The organism is Gemella sp. 27098_8_92, assembly GCF_041433685.1.
Classification (GTDB): Bacteria; Bacillota; Bacilli; order Staphylococcales; family Gemellaceae; genus Gemella.
Window position 1 is genome coordinate 125,774 of record NZ_JAPWBZ010000003.1, and the last position, 17,358, is coordinate 143,131.

Here is a 17,358-nt window from a genome sequence, read left to right on the forward strand (position 1 = left end):
AATCCTATGGATTGAATTTGGGTGGAACCACGATAATTTAGTCGTCCCTTACGTTTAAGTTAAACGTAAGGGACTTTTATTTTAGCCACTCTTTCTATAATATTATAAATAAAGGAGAAATATATATGTTAGATATTAAATTATTTAGAGCAAATCCTGGAATGGTAAAAGAAAAATTGGCAGCAAGAAATCTTGATACTGATGTTGTTGATCTACTAATAGATCTTGATAAAAAGCGTCGTAACCTTCTTGTTGAAGTAGAAGATTTAAAAGCTCTTCGTAACAAACGCAGTGAAGAAATTGCAGTATTAAAGCGCAAGCGTGAAGATGCTACTGATGTTATTAATGATATGAAAAAAGTATCTGATGAAATAACAACACGTGATATCGAAGTAAAACAAATTTCTGAAGAAATTAACGAAAAAATCATTCGTATTCCTAACTTAATATCTGATGAAACTCCTTTTGGAGAAACAGAAGATGAAAACATTGAAGTTCGTCGTATAGGAAAAGTTCGTGAGTTTGATTTTGAACCAAAAGCTCACTGGGATTTAGTAGAAGAATTAGATATTGCAGATTTTGAACGCGCTGCTAAAATATCAGGAAGTAGATTTGTATTCTATAAAAAAGCTGGAGCTTTATTAGAACGTGCTTTAATTAACTTTATGATAGATACTCACGTTATTGAGCATGGTTATGAAGAATACATGGTTCCTCAACTTGTTAATAAAACAGCACTATTTGGAACAGGTCAATTTCCTAAGTTTGTAGAGGATGTTTATACTGTAGAATCAGAAGGATTAACACTTATTCCTACTGCTGAAGTACCATTAACAAACTACTACAACAACGAAATTTTAAGTGAAGACATGCTTCCAAAAGGAGTAACTGCATTTAGTATCTGCTTTAGATCTGAGGCAGGAAGTGCAGGACGTGATACTCGTGGCTTGATTCGTCTTCACCAATTTAACAAAGTAGAAATGGTTCGTTTTGCTAAACCAGAAAACTCATATGAACAACTAGAAATTATGACAGAACACGCTGAAAACATTCTGAAAAAATTAAACCTACCATACCGTGTTATAACTTTATGTTCAGGTGATACTGGATTCTCAAGTGCAAAAACTTATGATATTGAAGTTTGGTTACCAAGTTACGATGCATATAAAGAAATTAGTTCTTGTTCTAACTGTACTGACTTCCAAGCTCGTCGTGCTAATATGCGTTTCAAACGTGAAGATACAGGAAAAGTTGAATTTATTCACACTCTAAACGGTTCTGGTCTTGCTGTTGGGCGTTGTTTAGCAGCTATAATAGAAAACTACCAAAATGAAGACGGTTCTATCACTATACCAGAAGTGCTTCGCCCATATATGCGCGGTCTTGAAAAAATTGAAAGAGATTAATTAAATAAATATAAAAATAAGAGTTTGATGTTAACATCAAACTCTTATTTTTTATTATCTTGCTAAAAATGATAAAAATCCACTAATTATGGCTACATTAAAGAAATCAATAAACAATGCACCTACTATTGGCATAACGAAAAATGCAATATGAGAATATTTATATTTATCTGTTACACTTTGCATATTTGCTATACCATTCGGTGTTGCACCCAGTCCAAATCCTACATGGCCTGCTGAAAGCACAGCCGAGTCATAATTACTTCCCATTACTTTAAACGTTATGAAATAAATAAATACACAAGCAAGTACCGCCTGAGCCAATAATAACAGCGTTAATTGACCTGCAAGGCTTCCTAATTCCCAAAGTCGTAAGCTTATCATTGCCATCCCTAAAAATAAGTTTAAAGAGACACTTTCAAGGACGTGAATTTCTTCGTAATGAAGATCAAATCTAGTAGTTGCATCCGAAATATTTCTAAATACAGCCGCTATAAGCATTGGTCCTATATAACTTGGAAACTTTAGGAACTGATTTATATAAATAGATAGGTAACTTCCTATAAACATCGCTAATAAAATTATAAAAAATGCCTTTGCAAAATTTTCCCCATCTAATTTTTTAATACTATTATTAAATAGAAATTCATCATTTTTATGTCTTTCTTCTATTTCTTCAGCTTTGACTTCTAGATTCTTCCTTCTTATCAATCTATTTGCGAGTGGTCCTCCTAAACTTGATCCAGCTATAAGTCCAAAAGTTGCCGCTGCTATTGCCACACTTTTTGCTCCTGAATACCCCATCTCTTCTACAATAGGTGCCATAGCTGCTGCTGTTCCATGTCCTCCTGTCATAGCGGTTGATCCCGTAAGTAATGCTATAAGTGGATTAATTCCAGTAGCATACCCTATACTAACCGCTACTATATTTTGTAGTACTACTAACATAATTGCAGATAATAAGAATAAAACTACTTTTCTTCCACCAACCTTTAGTAATCTCCAACTCGCATTAAAACCTATACTTGTAAAAAACAACGTCATAAAGAAACTTTGTAGTGTATTATCAAACTCAAATATAACTAAATTAGTTTGTCTTAGTACTAAATTAAGTATTGCGAATAAAAATCCTCCAATTACAGGTGATGGGATACAATAAGTCTCAAATATTTTTACTCTCGTTCTTAAAAATCTACCAATTATTAAAATAACAACAGCGAGACCTACTGTTTGTATCATGTCCATTTTAATATTAAACATGTAATCATCCTTTCTTTGTTAAATTTTCTCACAATCTTTCCTTTAATAAAATAAAACTTCGATTTGATTATTATAGAGCTTATAATAAGTTCTTCTCAAATCGAGGTTCTATTTTTTCATATTTATATATTACAATATTCTTTCTAATCTTACAATATTACGTTAGAAAATTTAACAAGTTATAGATTTACCAAGAATTACATAACTGGTTTTAAAAATTCTGACCAACTTTCATAATTATCTTCTCTTTGCGCTTCTTCTCTTGTTTCCCATTTTATAACTAATGTATCATCTTCTTTTACTTCTACTTTATCTTTATCAACTTCACATTCATAAACTACTCCTATATGAACTTGACCTACTTCTGTTTTATCATCATTAATTAAACCAATAAAATGAAGATTTTCTAACGCATACTCCTCTGATACTCCTACTTCTTCATTAAGCTCACGAGCTGCATTAACTTTTAACATTTCGTAAATAGTTTTCCCTACTTCTTCATTCATATGTCCGCCTATACCTACTGAGGCTTTACCATGAAGTCGAGCTTCTCCTCCGCCTGTTAGTCGTCTATAAACTAAAACTTCTTTTGTTTTAGAGTCTTTTAATAACGCATATCCTATTAATTGTTTATAGCTTGGATCTTCTTCCATATCTCCACGACGTTTTACTTCATACGATACAAACGTATCAACTATTTTTTTTACCTTTTCATCTTCTTTTGGTAAAAAACCGTAAAAATGATTCTCTTCATCGTTAAATAAATCTTTTCTATTTACTACTAAAATTTGTTCATCCCATTTGCTCATGTTCTTTCTCCTTTATTTCGCTTGGTATGTACCATCTCTTAATTCTTTTGCTATTTTAGCTATTTTTCTAAACCTATGATTAAGCCCAGACTTAGATAATTTCCCATCTTCTATCATTTCAGCAATTTCTTTTAGAGGATATTCTGGATATTTCAACCTAGCTTCAGCTACTATTCGAAGTTTGTCATCAATATTATCTAATCCTAAGCGTTCTTCTATAACATTAATATCCTCAACCTGTTTTGCTGATGCATTAACTGTTTTGTTCATATTGGCCATATCACAATTTTGCATTCTGTTAACAGAGTTGTTTATATCGCGGACTATTCTCTCATCTTCAAATTGGAATAAGGCTTGATATGCTCCAACAAGATTAATAAATTCAGCTATCTTTTCCGATTCTTTTATATATACTATAAAACCTTTTTTTCTTTCAAGAGTTCTAGAATTCAAATTAAATGAGTTAAGTAAATCATTTAATTCTTTATTATGTTCTTTGTAGTGAGAGAATATTTCCATATGATAGCTGGACGTACGAGGATTATTTACCGAGCCACCAGCTAAAAATGCCCCACGCAAATATGCTCTTTTCTTTTCCTCACTATTTATTAATTCGTCCGCTATATCAATTCTCATAGTATAATTATCATCCAAAATATATAATTCCGTTAATATTTCTTTTACATTTTGATCCAAACGACAAATATAAACGTTATTTTTTTTTAACTTCAATTTTTTTCTAACTGAAATATTTATGTGCACATTGTAGAAAAATTTTATTAATGAATACATACGACGCGCTATTGAAGCATTTTCTGTTTGAAAACTAAGACTTAATCTACCATTCGCTATGTTTAACATCCCATTCATCTTTATAAGTGCTGATAACTCTGATAAAAATTCTCTATCTCTTGTTATTTCTATCATAGTTAATTCTTTTTTCATATCCGAGGCGTAAGACATATATTCCCTCCTATCTTCAATATTTATACAACTTATTTATTTTATCATGTTAACAGCCATTAGACAAATTATTTGATGAAGTTATTTTCATATTTCATAATAACAAACTATCTTGTGTAATTTATCTAACTTCTATATTTCTAATAAGAGAAAAATTAATTCTCCATTAACAAATTATCAATTAAATCTGTCTATAACACTAATGAACTGATATTAAAATAACATCAGCTCATTATATCTAATATTTTTTCTTTTGTATCACCATCTACTTCAATGCGTTCTTTAATACCTTCTGCACCAAATTGTAGTACTTCATCAGCTATAGTGCATAAAAATTCATAATCATGGGTAATTACAAAAATTATAACATCATCTTTAGCTATCTCTTCAATCAATTTACTTAGTTCTATCATATTAATATAGTCCAAGCCACTTGTAGGTTCATCAAAGATTAATATTTTTTTGTTAGAAAGTAATGCAGAAGCTATAGCTACACGTTGTTTTTCTCCACCACTAAGTGTATTAGGATGCCTATTTAGAAATTTTCTAATATTTAATTTATCTACAACTGTATCAAATAACTCTAGATTTTTACTTCCTAGTCGAATTTCCTTTTCAACTGAATTAGTGAATAATTGATAGTTAACATCTTGCATAACTTGGAACGTATTTTTTAACAAATCTTTTTTAGATAAGTTTTTCCCATTTAAAGTTATATCTTGTTTAATCTTAGACAATCCTGTTAAAGCATTGGCAAAGGTAGTTTTTCCACAACCGTTATCACCTATTACCGCATATATTTTTGAAGTTGAAAAAGTATGATTTTCTATTTTTACAGTTCTATTATTTACTTCATATTCCAAATTCTTTATTTGAAGGTAATTATCTTTATGTGCTCTAGTTGTTTTTTCTCCTAATTCAACTTTTTTTAAGTCTATTTGTCTAGTCCTACAAGCTCTACCATCAAAATCAGCTAACTGTTCTTTACTCACTTCGTGAATTAGTTGACCATCTTTAATTATGTACATACGATCAATCAAATCTCTAAGGTAATAAATTCTATGTTCTGCCACAACAATAGTTTTACCTTGTTTTTTTAGACTTTCTATAATTTCGGATATAAGTTTTATTGCTTTTAAATCTAGGTTACTAGTTATTTCATCAAGTACATAGATATCTGCATCTAACATTATGCTAGCCATAAAGGCAAGCTTTTGTTTTTCTCCACCACTAAGCTCCAAAATATCACGTTCTAGTAAATGTTCTGCAGAAAACTCAACACTTACCTCTTTAATTCTTTTAGTAATATCCTCTCTTGGATAACCATAGTTTTCCATACTAAAGGCTAATTCACTTGTTGAATCTAAATTAAAAAATTGATTTTTCGGATTTTGAAAGACACTTCCTACTATTTTAGAAAATTCTTTTAACTTATCACCTATTTTCAAATGAGCAACTTTTAACTCTCCGTTATATCCTCCATCAAAAAATTCTGGCGCAAGACCATTTAATACTCTTAGTATTGTTGTCTTACCACATCCACTAGGTCCTGTAAAAAGAATACACTCCCCTTTTTTTATATGAAGTGATAAATTTTCTATATTTAATTGTTCTGATTCGATATATTTATAATTAAAATTTTTAAATGTAATCAATTTATCACCTCATAAACATAATATAACTAAATCCTATAATTGCTAATACCATTAAAATATAATCTTGTGTTCTAAATTTTAACTTTATGTACGAAGTTGGTATTTCTTCATTATCCAAACCTCGACATAAGCACGATACCGAAAGTTCATTTGCTATATTTGTACTAGTAATAACGTACGGCACAAAAACATACTCAAAAAATTTAAATGGATGGAGCAAGTAGTACCCTCTACTTACTCCAATTCCTTTCATTCGCAATGAATTCCTAATAAGTTTATAATCCGTCATTAAAACGGGGAAAAATCTATATAAGACAGCTAAGACAACAATCACCTTCTTAGGTAGTCTCAATTTTCTTAAAAAACAAATTAGTTCTGATACTTTTGAACTGCTAACCAACCCAACTCCTGCACAAAGTGGAAAATATAATGTTTTATACATTAATGTTGTCAGTAGTAAAAAACTATCAATTACTTTAACTGTAATCGTGTGAGAGAAATACATTTCATAAATAGTAAAAAACATATATATTAAAAAGAAATTTATCATTCTTCTAGCATTAGAAGTTATCCCTAGATATAGTGTAAATACTATTGCGACGATTAAATGTAAATTTAAACTCATCATTTTGAACATAAGAATATTAGCTATAATCAGTATTAATATTTTAACTCTTATGTCTAATTTTATCATTTTATAATCCTGCTTTATTAAAGTTTTTAAAATATAATTTGCGCCCTAAGTATATTCCAACAAATGACGATAACACGGTAAAGATAACAATAAATACAAATATCTTAATATCAGTACTTCCCATTACCAAATCTATTTTTTCCTGTGAATAATGTCTTCCTTGAAGGTGCCTTATGTAACTTTCTTTCATGAAAAACATTGGTAAAATAATACCGATATTTCCTAGATTAAAGCATAAGTACGAAAGATACTCATTTCCTTTTCTATAGAAAAATTCCGCTAGCATAGCCGCTATAACCAATGTTATTGAACCGACTATTGAATGTCCTGATATTCCCATAAATAACGCAATTATAACTATCATAATAAATATAGCCATATTTTTATTTATTTTATTAAAAATTAAACTATATGCACTTCCACAAACTAATGCTACGGCAACTGATGTATACGTCGCAAAATAAACCTTTCCCCCAAAAATAATCGAAGTAAATAATGTCCCTAAGCCTACTCCTACACCCATTAGAAGAACTAATAGAATAGTATATAGTCCTAATGTTATTAAATCTTTTATTTGAAGATTTTTGCTCTGTTCCCTATTTATATATTTTAACTCTGTCATTTACTACCTCTCTTGTAATTTTTTTATTTCTGATAATGCTGCTTCATAATTAGGTTCATTCCCTACTTCTTCTAAAACTTCTTTATATCGTATAATTCCCTCTTTATCAACAATAAAAACTGCACGAGTAAGTAGTCCAAGCTCTTCAATTAAAAGTCCACTATAGTTTTCAATATCTCTATATTTATAGTCCGATACTGTTATTGCATTTTCTATTCCTTTAGCAGCACAAAAACGTCCCAAAGCAAATGGTAAATCTTTTGATACTGTTACGGCAACAACACCCTGAAAGTTACTTACTTCTTTATTAAATCTTATCGTTTGTAAAGCACATATTCCTGTATCAATTGATGGAAATGTATTTATTACCACAATATTCCCCTCATATTCATCTAGTTTAAAATCTGATAAATCTTTCTTTACAGCAGAAAAATTCGGAAAAATGTCCCCTATATTTAATTTATCTGCAATTGTTACCGCTGTGCCTTTAAAACTAATTTTCTTTTTCATTTATCATTACCTCTATAAATTTACTAAAAAATCTTTTTCCAAAAATACATATCTTAATGATAACATATTTCAATTAGACTTCAAAGTTTTTTCAACTATTTTAGTTGTTTTTTATGTAGTTATGATATAGTTTTGTGGTATAATGTTAATATTAGAGTTATATGAAAGGATTGTAAGAATGACAAAAGAAGAAAAAGATAAGTTAAATAATGATAATTCATCTAACACAGACTCACAAGCAAAGAACGTATCTTTTTTTAACCGTCTAAAACAACAAGTAAAAATTTTGAACTTCAAAAATGAGAAGCAAACAACTGATGATGAAAATATAACTCAAGCTGATGATATTGTTTTAGAGGAAGAATTAAAGAGAAAAGAAAAGGAAGCAAAAGAACGCGCATTTAAACTAGAAAGCGCGAGAAAAAAATTCGAAAAAGAGCAAAAACGTATTGAAGAAGAACATAAAAAGAATATGGCAGATAGAGCCGAACAAGAGCGATTAGAAGCTGAACGCATTGCTCGTGAAAAAGAGCTCGAACGACAACGTATCGAAGAAGAAAAAGCTCGTAAACGCGAGGAAGAACGCTTAGAACGTGAGCGTATTGCTCGTGAAAAAGAGCTTGAACGACAACGTATCGAGGAAGAAAAAGCTCGTAAACGCGAGGAAGAACGCTTAGAACGTGAACGTATTGCTCGTGAAAAAGAGCTCGAACGACAACGTATCGAGGAAGAAAAAGCTCGTAAACGCGAGGAAGAACGCTTAGAACGTGAACGTATTGCCCGTGAAAAAGAGCTTGAACGACAACGTATCGAGGAAGAAAAAGCTCGTAAACGCGAGGAAGAACGCTTAGAACGTGAACGTATTGAAAAAGAACAGGCTGAACAAAGAAGAAAATTATTCCAAAAAAAAGATAAAGAATTTAAACTAGCGGAAGATTTGAAAAAAATTGAATTTCTTGAGAAAGAAAATGAGAAAAAAGAACACGAGAATAATCTTCTTGCTTTAAATACTTCTTTAATAGCCTTGGAAGATAAGATTGGAGAAAAAGCACTTTCTATTAACAAATTAAAAAATAGAAATGCTGAAAAAGAACAAATACTATTAGAGGAAAAACGTTTAGGTACCCTTTTAACTCAAAAACAAATACTCCAAAAAGATATTGCAGCCGAAAAAAAATTAATAGAAAAAATCCAAAAAAATCTTGAACTCGGGCATAAAATTGATGGATTCAAAAAAGAAATTTATAGTATTAAAAAAGAGGTTGTAAATGAAGATGAGACTATCTTCAAAGTTAAAAATCATGAAAACAAATTAGAAAATATATTTATTGCTGCTTTTACTTCTATAAAAGCATTTGTGCTGAAATATATTTTCAAGAAAGAGGTTAAAGACTATAACGGCATTAATAAGACTGCTAAAAATATTAAAGTCAAAATAGCTACTTCTTTCATCCTAGCGATATTATTGTCTTTATGCTTTTTGATTATGCTTAAGTTTATTTCATCTGCTAAGGAACATTATGTTAGTTTTGATGATCTTCAAACTACCGCTGTAGATACTACTGATGAGATGAAAAAACAAAAAGAAGCTGAAGAAAGAGCAAAAATTTTAGAAGCTCAAGAAAAAGCTAATGCTGCTCGAATCGATTTAGAAGCACAAGATGAAGAGATAACAGCAAAACTAGCTGGAACATTTGTTTCTTATTCATTTGATGTTAATCGAGAAATTACAGTTAATAAGAAACTACATACGTTTAAATCTGCAAATTGGTCAGATACTGGAGACGTTATTGAAGCTGGAACTAAGTTTACTGTTGACAAATTGGTTTCACCCGCTGGTTATATGATGTATCGTATTTCATCAGGAGATCATGCTGGACAATTTGTTACTGCTAATGAGAAATTCGTTAGCGTCGATAAGAAAAATGATAATTTCTCTAATTTTGTATCACGTCAAGTTGCTATTAAATTCTTAGCATCACAAAATGTCTATAAAGACCAAGAAATTAATGATGTAAGAGTAACAATGAGTAATGGAGCTGTTCTTAATATTAGTGGTTATGGCATATCAAAAAATAATAGATTAATCTACCATATCACAGACGGTTCATTCATTCCTGTTAATCCTGTTCGTTTAACAGAAGTTAATCGAGAATCTGCAAATTCTAAAAACATAAATAAAGAAGATAAGAATAGTTCAAATAGTCAAAGAAATAGTACTACACAAAATACAACACAAAGAAATAGATAATAGTAAAAAGGAGTTGATTACAGTAAATTAATCAACTCCTTTTACATAGAGTATATCAAAAGCTGTTCAAGTGAATTTACTTGAACAGCTTTTTTTATCTTATTTCTGCCCCATTAGGTATATCAACATTAATTTCTACAACACGTAAAATTCCATCTTTTTCTGCCGAAAGTATCATACCTTCACTTAATTCGCCACAAAGCTTAACAGGTTTCAAGTTAGCAACCACAGCTACTTTTTTCCCGATTAAATCTTCTGGTTTATAATATTTTGCAATACCAGAAACAATTTGTCTTTGATGATTTCCTAAATCTAATTTAAATTTAAGTAATTTTGAGCTTTTCTTAACTTTTTCACATTCGAGTACTTGTGCCACTCTTAAAGACGTTTCAAAGAATTTATCTATTGTTATTTCTTCCGCCAACTCCACATAAGTACCCTCTTCTACTTTATCTTCAGTTTCTAAATTAGCCAGTGCCTTGGGAGACATTTGCTCTTTAATATACTCTACTTCTACTTCTTTATCAAAACGAGGGAATATCGGAGTTGGTTTTTCTACAACTTTAGTAGTGCCATCAAATACGCCAAAAGTTTTTGCTGTTTCGAATGTCAATAAATCGTCTGAAAGTCCTAGTTGAACTTTAATTTCTTTTGGTGCATTAGTTAATGCTGGACTGATTAAAATAGTTGCAATTCTCAAACTTTCCGCTAAGTAATTCATTACCTTATCTAATTCAGTCTTACTAGCTTCATCTTTAGCTAAAATCCAAGGTGTAGTTTGATCAATATATTTATTAGTTCTAGAAATAAATTTCCATACTGATTCTAACGCTTTAGAAAATTGCATATTTTCCATATAACCATCATATTCATCTATAACTTCTTTTGATAGTTCAATAAGTTCAGTATCAAATTCAGTTGTTGGTTCAACAAATTTTGGTATTACCCCATTACAATATTTATTTATCATAGAAATTGTTCTATTAAGGAGGTTTCCTAGATCATTAGAAAGATCTGAGTTTATTCTATCAATAAAGCTTTCCGGTGTGAAAATACCATCTTGTCCAAATGGAACTTCTCTAAGCAGATAATATCTAGCCGCATCCAAACCATAACGCTCAATTAACATATATGGATCTACTACATTACCTTTTGACTTACTCATTTTACCATCTTTCATCAATAGCCAACCATGAGCAAATATTTTTTTAGGAAGAGGTAAATCCAATGCCATAAGCAATATCGGCCAGTAAATAACGTGGAAACGAACGATTTCTTTACCTACTACTTGAACATCAGCAGGCCAATATTTATTAAATAACTCTTCACTTTCTCCAGTTGCATATCCTAATGCTGTAATATAGTTAACAAGTGCATCAATCCACACATAAACAACATGTTTCGGGTTTGATTTAACTTTAACTCCCCAATCAAAAGTAGTACGTGTTACCGCCAAATCCTCTAATCCAGGTTTAATAAAGTTGTTTAACATTTCATTTTTACGACTTTCAGGTAAGATAAACTCTGGGTGTTCATCGTAATACTTAACTAAACGGTCTGTATACTTGCTCATTTTAAAGAAGTAACATTCTTCACTCACAAGCTTTACTTCATTACCGCTTGGAGCAATACCACCAATCATATTCCCATCTTCATCACGAAATACCTCTTGAAGTTGTGTCTCTGTGAAGTACTCCTCATCACTAATCGAATACCAACCTTTATATTCCCCTAGATAAATATCACCTTTTTCTACAAGTCGTTCAAAGATTTCAGCAACTGCTCTTTCGTGATATCCATCTGTTGTACGAATAAATTTACTGTAATCTATATCCATTGCAGACCATAACTTTTTTATATCTTTTATCATATCATCAACATACTGCTGCTCGCTAACACCTTTTTCTTGTGCTTTTTGTTGAATTTTTTGACCATGTTCATCAGTTCCTGTTAAAAAATAAGTATCAAAACCGCTTAATTTTTTATATCTAGTTAATGCATCACATGCCACAGTTGTGTATGCATGGCCGATATGTAAATTACCACTTGGGTAATAAATCGGTGTTGTAACGTAAAATGTTTTTTTCATCATTCTACATTCTCCTCTCATCAGTTTTTTCATTAATATATACTTAATCATTTTATCATATATTCTGTTTAATTGTATAGCTTTTATTTATATTTTTTAAAAATTTTAAAACTTTAGAATTCCTTACTATATATAAATTAATATATAGAGATAAATATATTATTCATAATACAACATACTATTTCCTAAATTAGATTAATTATTCACCTCAAATTACTTATTAATTTCAAATCATTAACTCCATAACTATCTTAACTTTACTTATGGAAAATATGAATATTATACCTTTTTAAAACTATATTCTCTAACTTATTTTTTGATACACCTTATCTTTTGTAAATGATAAAGTATATCATTTACAAAAAAGCAAATTTATATATTGTTTTACTTTGTATAAATAAATCAAAAATCTTATACAAATTCTACTTTTGTTATAATACTATTTATTATATAACAGAAATTAATGCTTTTTTATATTTTTGCAAAAGATTAAACTAACGACTATAGAACACTCTGTTTATGTTTTTAACCATTCTCTTATCTATATCGATTTATATTTTTACAGAAAAAGATGAAACCTCCTCTTCTTTTATTTTCATTTTCTTGTTTTTATATTTATTTAGCTTATACTTCCATTTTAAAGCTGTTTCATGTTATACTGAAATTGCAAGGTAGTCGACACCACTGCAAAAAAAATAATTAATGTTTAAGGTTATAAATTAACATTTTATCTAAATTAAATTATTTTAAATCCCTTCTTTTAATATATTTAAAAATTTTAAAATTTATACCTTAAATTATAAAATAATTTTAATTTTAAAAATATTAATATATAACACTTTATGAATATACGTTATAATTAAATGATCTTTTAGGGAGGAAATTATTATGGTAAAAGAAAAAGTAGTAAATAATGATGCTGTACAAGAAGTAGATATACTAGTAAATAAAGCTCTAACTGCTTTAGATGAATTTAGAAAAATAGACAATCAAGAAAAAATTGATGCCATTGTTCAAGCAGCGGCTGTGGCTGCTGTAGAAGAACATGGACCTTTAGCTATTGCCGCTGTAGAAGAAACAGGGCGTGGTAATATAGAAGATAAAGCTATTAAAAATCTATACGCTGCTGAATATATTACAAATAACCTTCGCGGCCTAAAAACAGTTGGTATTGTTGACAGAGACGAATCAGACGGTCTTATAGCAATTGCTGAGCCTGTTGGAGTTATCTGTGGGGTAGTTCCTACTACAAACCCTACATCAACTACAGTTTTTAAATCACTTATTGCTTTAAAAACTCGTAACCCTATTATTTTTAGCTTCCATCCATCTGCTAATGAATGTTCTAAAAAAGCTGCACGCATAGTGAGAGACGCTGCTATTAAAGCTGGCGCTCCTGAAAACTGTATTCAATTCATTGAAAAACCTACTTTAGATGGAACTAATGCTTTAATGAAACACCCTGGCGTTTCTACTATCCTTGCTACTGGTGGTGGCGCTATGGTTAAAGCAGCTTACTCATGTGGTAAACCTGCTCTTGGGGTTGGACCTGGTAACGTACCAGCTTATGTACATAAAGAAGCTAAATTAAAACAAGCTGTTAATGACATAGTTTTAGGTAAAGCATTTGATAATGGAATGATTTGCGCGAGTGAACAAGCTGCAATCGTGGATAGAGAAATTTACGATGAATTTATCAAACTTATAAAAGCACATCGCGTTTACTTCGTTAACGCTGAAGAAAAGGCTAAATTAGAAAAATTATTATTCGGTGTGCAAGCTTACTCACAAGATGTTGAAACTGCAAAACTAAATTCTGTGATAGTTGGTAAATATGCTGAAGATATTGCAAAAATGGCAGGATTTGAAGTTCCAAAAGGTACTGTTATTCTAGCTGCAGAATGTAAAGAAGTAGGGGTTAACGAACCTCTCACTCGTGAAAAACTTTCACCAGTATTAGCTGTTCTTAAATCTACTAGTACAGAAGATGGTATTGAAAAATCTCGTCAAATGGTAGAATTTAACGGATTAGGGCACAGTGCGGCTATTCATACACAAAATGCAGATGTTGCTGAAGAATTCGGTAAAGTGGTTAGAGCTTGCCGTATTGTTTGGAATTCTCCATCTACATTCGGTGGTATCGGGGATGTGTATAATGCATTCATTCCATCACTTACATTAGGATGTGGTAGCTTCGGAGGAAACTCAGTTTCTGGAAACGTTAGTGCTGTAAACCTTCTAAATATAAAGTTAATCGGTCGAAGAAATAATAATTTACAATGGTATAAAATTCCACCTAAAATATATTTCGAACCAAATGCTATTAGATATTTAAGTGAAATGGAGGGTTTAGAGAGGGTAATGATAGTAACTGATGAATCTATGGTTAAACTTGGATTCGCAGCACGTGTCATCGATCAACTAAACCGTCGTTCAAATAAAGTTCAATATGAGGTATTTGCTGGTGTTGAACCTAACCCAGATATCACAACTGTTCGTCGTGGTTTAGAAATAATGAATGCATTTAAACCAAATGCTATTGTTGCACTTGGTGGTGGTTCTGCTATGGATGCAGGTAAGATTATGTGGTTATTCTATGAAAGACCTGATGCAGACTTTAAAGAGTTAGTTCAAAAATTCATGGATATCAGAAAACGTACTGTAAAATATCCTCATTTAGGTAATAAAGCTAAGTTTATCTGTGTAGCAACTACTTCAGGTACTGGTAGTGAAGTTACACCATTTGCAGTTATTTCTGATAAAGAACACGGTAAAAAATATCCGCTAGCTGACTATGCACTTACTCCTCATGTTGCTATCGTTGATCCAAATATGGTTATGACTGTACCAGCCCGCCCTACAGCTGCCACTGGTATGGACGTTCTTACTCACGCTACAGAAGCATACACTTCTATCTTAGCAAATGATTATACTGACGGTATCGCTCTACAAGCAATAAAAATTGTATTCGATAACCTTGAAAAATCAGTAAAAGAATTCGATAAAGAAGCTCGTGAAAAAATGCATAATGCTTCATGTTTAGCTGGTATGGCATTTGCAAATGCTTTCCTAGGTATTTGTCACTCTATGGCTCACAAAATTGGTGGTAAATTCCATACTATTCATGGTGAAACAAATGCTACTTTACTTCCATACGTTATCCGTTACAACGGTACACAACCTGGTAAAGTATCTATTTGGCCAAAATATGAGCATTATCAAGCAGCTGAAAGATTCCAAAACATTGCTCGCATGTTAGGGTTAAAAGCAGATACTCCTGAAGAAGGTGTTGAATCTTATGCACAAGCAGTATTCGAACTTGGTAAACGTGTTGGTTGTCCTATGTGTTTCAAAGACCATGGAGTTGATTATGAAGCATTCAAAGCGGAACTTCGTCAACTTTCTCTAGATGCATATGAAGATCAATGTACTCCAGCAAACCCTCGCCTTGCACTATTAAAAGATTTAGAAGGTATTATGGAGGCTGCATGGTTTGGATATGATAAGAAAAAATACGAAGAAAATAAATAATTAAAATCAATATAACAGAGAAACCCTATTAGCACTTTCAAGTTAATAGGGTTTCTTCATTTCAATTTAATATACATTAAAATAAGATTGTAAAATTTAAGGATGATCTAATTAGGATTATCCATAATTTTACAATCTTATCTGCTAATTATCGATCACACCACGGTGTAATCTTTTCTACTTTTTTGCTAATTTTGCAATCTCCACAATTACATCTGATGCTTTTTTCATGTGCTCTAGACAACTAAATTCATATTGTCCATGGAAGTTTTCTCCACCAACAAATATGTTTGGTGTTGGAATACCCATATATGAAATTTTTGATCCGTCTGTTCCTCCGCGAATTGGAATAATTATAGGAACAACATCAGCATTTTTCATAGCTTGTTCTGCTATATCTACACAACGTTTATCTTCTTTTATAACGTCTCCCATATTATAATATTGATCATACATTTCATACTCAACAACATTACCATACTTAGCATTTATTTTAGCTGCTACTTCTTCTGCAAATTTTTTACGGGCTAAGAATTTCTCTTTGTCATGATCTCGAATTATATAACTCATTTCAGCAGATTCTATGCGTGCTTCCATGTTATAAAGTAAGAAAAAGCCTTCATAATCATCTGTGTGCTCTGGTACTTCTTTTTCTGGGAATAGCATTGCTAATTCAGCCGCGATCATATTAGCATTTTTCATTTTTCCTTTAGCGGTTCCTGGATGTACACTTACACCAGTGATTTTATATGTAATTTGTGCAGCATTAAAGCTTTCATATTGAAGTTCTCCAAGGACACTTCCATCCATAGTATAAGCATACTCTGTCCCAAATCCTTTGGCATCAAAGTGATCTGCTCCGCGTCCAATTTCTTCATCTGGTCCAAAAGCAATTCTGATGTCTCCATGTTCTATCTCAGGATGTTCACTTAAATATTTTATAGCTTCAACAATTTCTACAATACCTGCTTTATCATCAGCACCCAATAAAGTTGTTCCATCAGTAGTAATTAAAGTTAATCCTTTGTAGTTTTTAAGATTTGGAAACTCTTTTGTTGTCATAATAATATTTTTTTCTTTATTAAGAACTATATCTCCTCCATCATAATTTTTTACTACTTGCGGGTTAATTCCCTCTACATTAAAGTCAGCTGTATCAACGTGAGAAATAAACCCAATCGTATCATAAGGTTTATTAGTATTAGCCGGTAATGTCGCTGTTAAAAACCAATTTTCTTCATTAAGGACTATATCATTTAATTTAAGATCTTCTAATTGCCCCTTTAACATTCTTAAAAAATCTTTTTGCTCAGGAGTTGATGGAATTGTTTTACTATTCGCATCAGACCTAGTTTTGAAATTAACATAACCTAGAAATCTTTCTAACATTGTTTCATATTTCATTATTCTCCACCTCATTTATTTGTTATTTACTCCATTATAATATACTCTTTCACTAAATGTAAAGGTTATAATTTTTAATTTATAATTTATATTTTTCTCTTAATATATTTTCTTTAATATGGTACAATAAATCATATATTCAAAAATTTTATAAATATAAATAA

General features: G+C 30.9%; 12 protein-coding genes. 3 read left to right on the forward strand and 9 right to left on the reverse strand.

Annotated elements, in window-relative coordinates:
• Nucleotides 1-125: 125 nt before the first annotated feature.
• Nucleotides 126-1,406, forward strand: coding sequence for a serine--tRNA ligase (gene serS, locus O3802_RS03005; RefSeq protein ID WP_371458243.1), 1,281 nt, complete (start codon nt 126-128; stop codon nt 1,404-1,406).
• A gap of 54 nt (nt 1,407-1,460) precedes the next feature.
• Here serS and gltS read toward each other — a convergent pair whose 3' ends face one another.
• The 7 genes from gltS to tpx form a co-directional block, all read right to left on the reverse strand.
• Nucleotides 1,461-2,666: a sodium/glutamate symporter gene (gltS, locus tag O3802_RS03010; protein ID WP_371458244.1), complete on the reverse strand. Its 1,206-nt coding sequence runs from the start codon at nt 2,664-2,666 to the stop codon at nt 1,461-1,463.
• A gap of 197 nt (nt 2,667-2,863) precedes the next feature.
• The gene (locus O3802_RS03015) at nt 2,864-3,475 is read right to left on the reverse strand and encodes an NUDIX domain-containing protein (protein WP_371458245.1); all 612 of its coding nucleotides are present in this window, start codon (nt 3,473-3,475) and stop codon (nt 2,864-2,866) included.
• 12 nt (nt 3,476-3,487) lie between these two features.
• Entirely contained in the window at nt 3,488-4,438 is a 951-nt protein-coding gene (whiA, locus tag O3802_RS03020) for a DNA-binding protein WhiA (RefSeq protein WP_276766556.1), read from the reverse strand.
• Nucleotides 4,439-4,662: 224 nt separating this feature from the next.
• Nucleotides 4,663-6,093, reverse strand: a complete 1,431-nt coding sequence (locus O3802_RS03025) for an ABC transporter ATP-binding protein (RefSeq protein ID WP_371458246.1) — start codon at nt 6,091-6,093, stop codon at nt 4,663-4,665.
• Nucleotides 6,094-6,097: 4 nt separating this feature from the next.
• On the reverse strand, nt 6,098-6,787 hold the full coding sequence (locus tag O3802_RS03030) for an energy-coupling factor transporter transmembrane component T (protein WP_371458247.1): 690 nt from the start codon (nt 6,785-6,787) through the stop codon (nt 6,098-6,100).
• Nucleotide 6,788: 1 nt separating this feature from the next.
• Nucleotides 6,789-7,409: an MptD family putative ECF transporter S component gene (locus O3802_RS03035; protein ID WP_371458248.1), complete on the reverse strand. Its 621-nt coding sequence runs from the start codon at nt 7,407-7,409 to the stop codon at nt 6,789-6,791.
• Nucleotides 7,410-7,412: 3 nt separating this feature from the next.
• Nucleotides 7,413-7,919 carry a thiol peroxidase gene (gene tpx, locus O3802_RS03040; RefSeq protein ID WP_371458249.1) on the reverse strand — a complete coding sequence of 169 codons (507 nt, stop codon included), beginning with the start codon at nt 7,917-7,919 and terminating at the stop codon, nt 7,413-7,415.
• Between the two features lie 178 nt (nt 7,920-8,097).
• On the opposite strand from tpx, the gene O3802_RS03045 reads away from it, so the two are divergent.
• Nucleotides 8,098-10,170 (forward strand): transporter, encoded by a 2,073-nt coding sequence (locus O3802_RS03045; protein WP_371458250.1) that lies wholly within the window; start codon nt 8,098-8,100, stop codon nt 10,168-10,170.
• 94 nt (nt 10,171-10,264) lie between these two features.
• Here O3802_RS03045 and metG read toward each other — a convergent pair whose 3' ends face one another.
• Complete coding sequence (metG, locus tag O3802_RS03050; RefSeq protein WP_371458251.1) at nt 10,265-12,262, reverse strand: methionine--tRNA ligase; 1,998 nt, start codon at nt 12,260-12,262, stop codon at nt 10,265-10,267.
• Nucleotides 12,263-13,144: 882 nt separating this feature from the next.
• On the opposite strand from metG, the gene adhE reads away from it, so the two are divergent.
• Entirely contained in the window at nt 13,145-15,790 is a 2,646-nt protein-coding gene (gene adhE / locus O3802_RS03055; protein ID WP_371458313.1) for a bifunctional acetaldehyde-CoA/alcohol dehydrogenase, read from the forward strand.
• 177 nt (nt 15,791-15,967) lie between these two features.
• Here the strand turns inward: adhE and pepT are convergent, their stop codons facing one another.
• Nucleotides 15,968-17,194 (reverse strand): peptidase T, encoded by a 1,227-nt coding sequence (gene pepT, locus O3802_RS03060; RefSeq protein WP_371458252.1) that lies wholly within the window; start codon nt 17,192-17,194, stop codon nt 15,968-15,970.
• Nucleotides 17,195-17,358 lie beyond the last annotated feature (164 nt).

Coding starts and splice junctions, on each gene's coding strand:
- O3802_RS03045 (WP_371458250.1), top strand. CDS start 8,098: ATGACAAAAGAAGAAAAAGATAAGTTAAATAATGATAATTCATCTAAC.
- tpx (WP_371458249.1), bottom strand. CDS start 7,919: ATGAAAAAGAAAATTAGTTTTAAAGGCACAGCGGTAACAATTGCAGAT.
- O3802_RS03015 (WP_371458245.1), bottom strand. CDS start 3,475: ATGAGCAAATGGGATGAACAAATTTTAGTAGTAAATAGAAAAGATTTA.
- pepT (WP_371458252.1), bottom strand. CDS start 17,194: ATGAAATATGAAACAATGTTAGAAAGATTTCTAGGTTATGTTAATTTC.
- O3802_RS03030 (WP_371458247.1), bottom strand. CDS start 6,787: ATGATAAAATTAGACATAAGAGTTAAAATATTAATACTGATTATAGCT.
- serS (WP_371458243.1), top strand. CDS start 126: ATGTTAGATATTAAATTATTTAGAGCAAATCCTGGAATGGTAAAAGAA.
- metG (WP_371458251.1), bottom strand. CDS start 12,262: ATGATGAAAAAAACATTTTACGTTACAACACCGATTTATTACCCAAGT.
- gltS (WP_371458244.1), bottom strand. CDS start 2,666: ATGTTTAATATTAAAATGGACATGATACAAACAGTAGGTCTCGCTGTT.
- O3802_RS03035 (WP_371458248.1), bottom strand. CDS start 7,409: ATGACAGAGTTAAAATATATAAATAGGGAACAGAGCAAAAATCTTCAA.
- whiA (WP_276766556.1), bottom strand. CDS start 4,438: ATGTCTTACGCCTCGGATATGAAAAAAGAATTAACTATGATAGAAATA.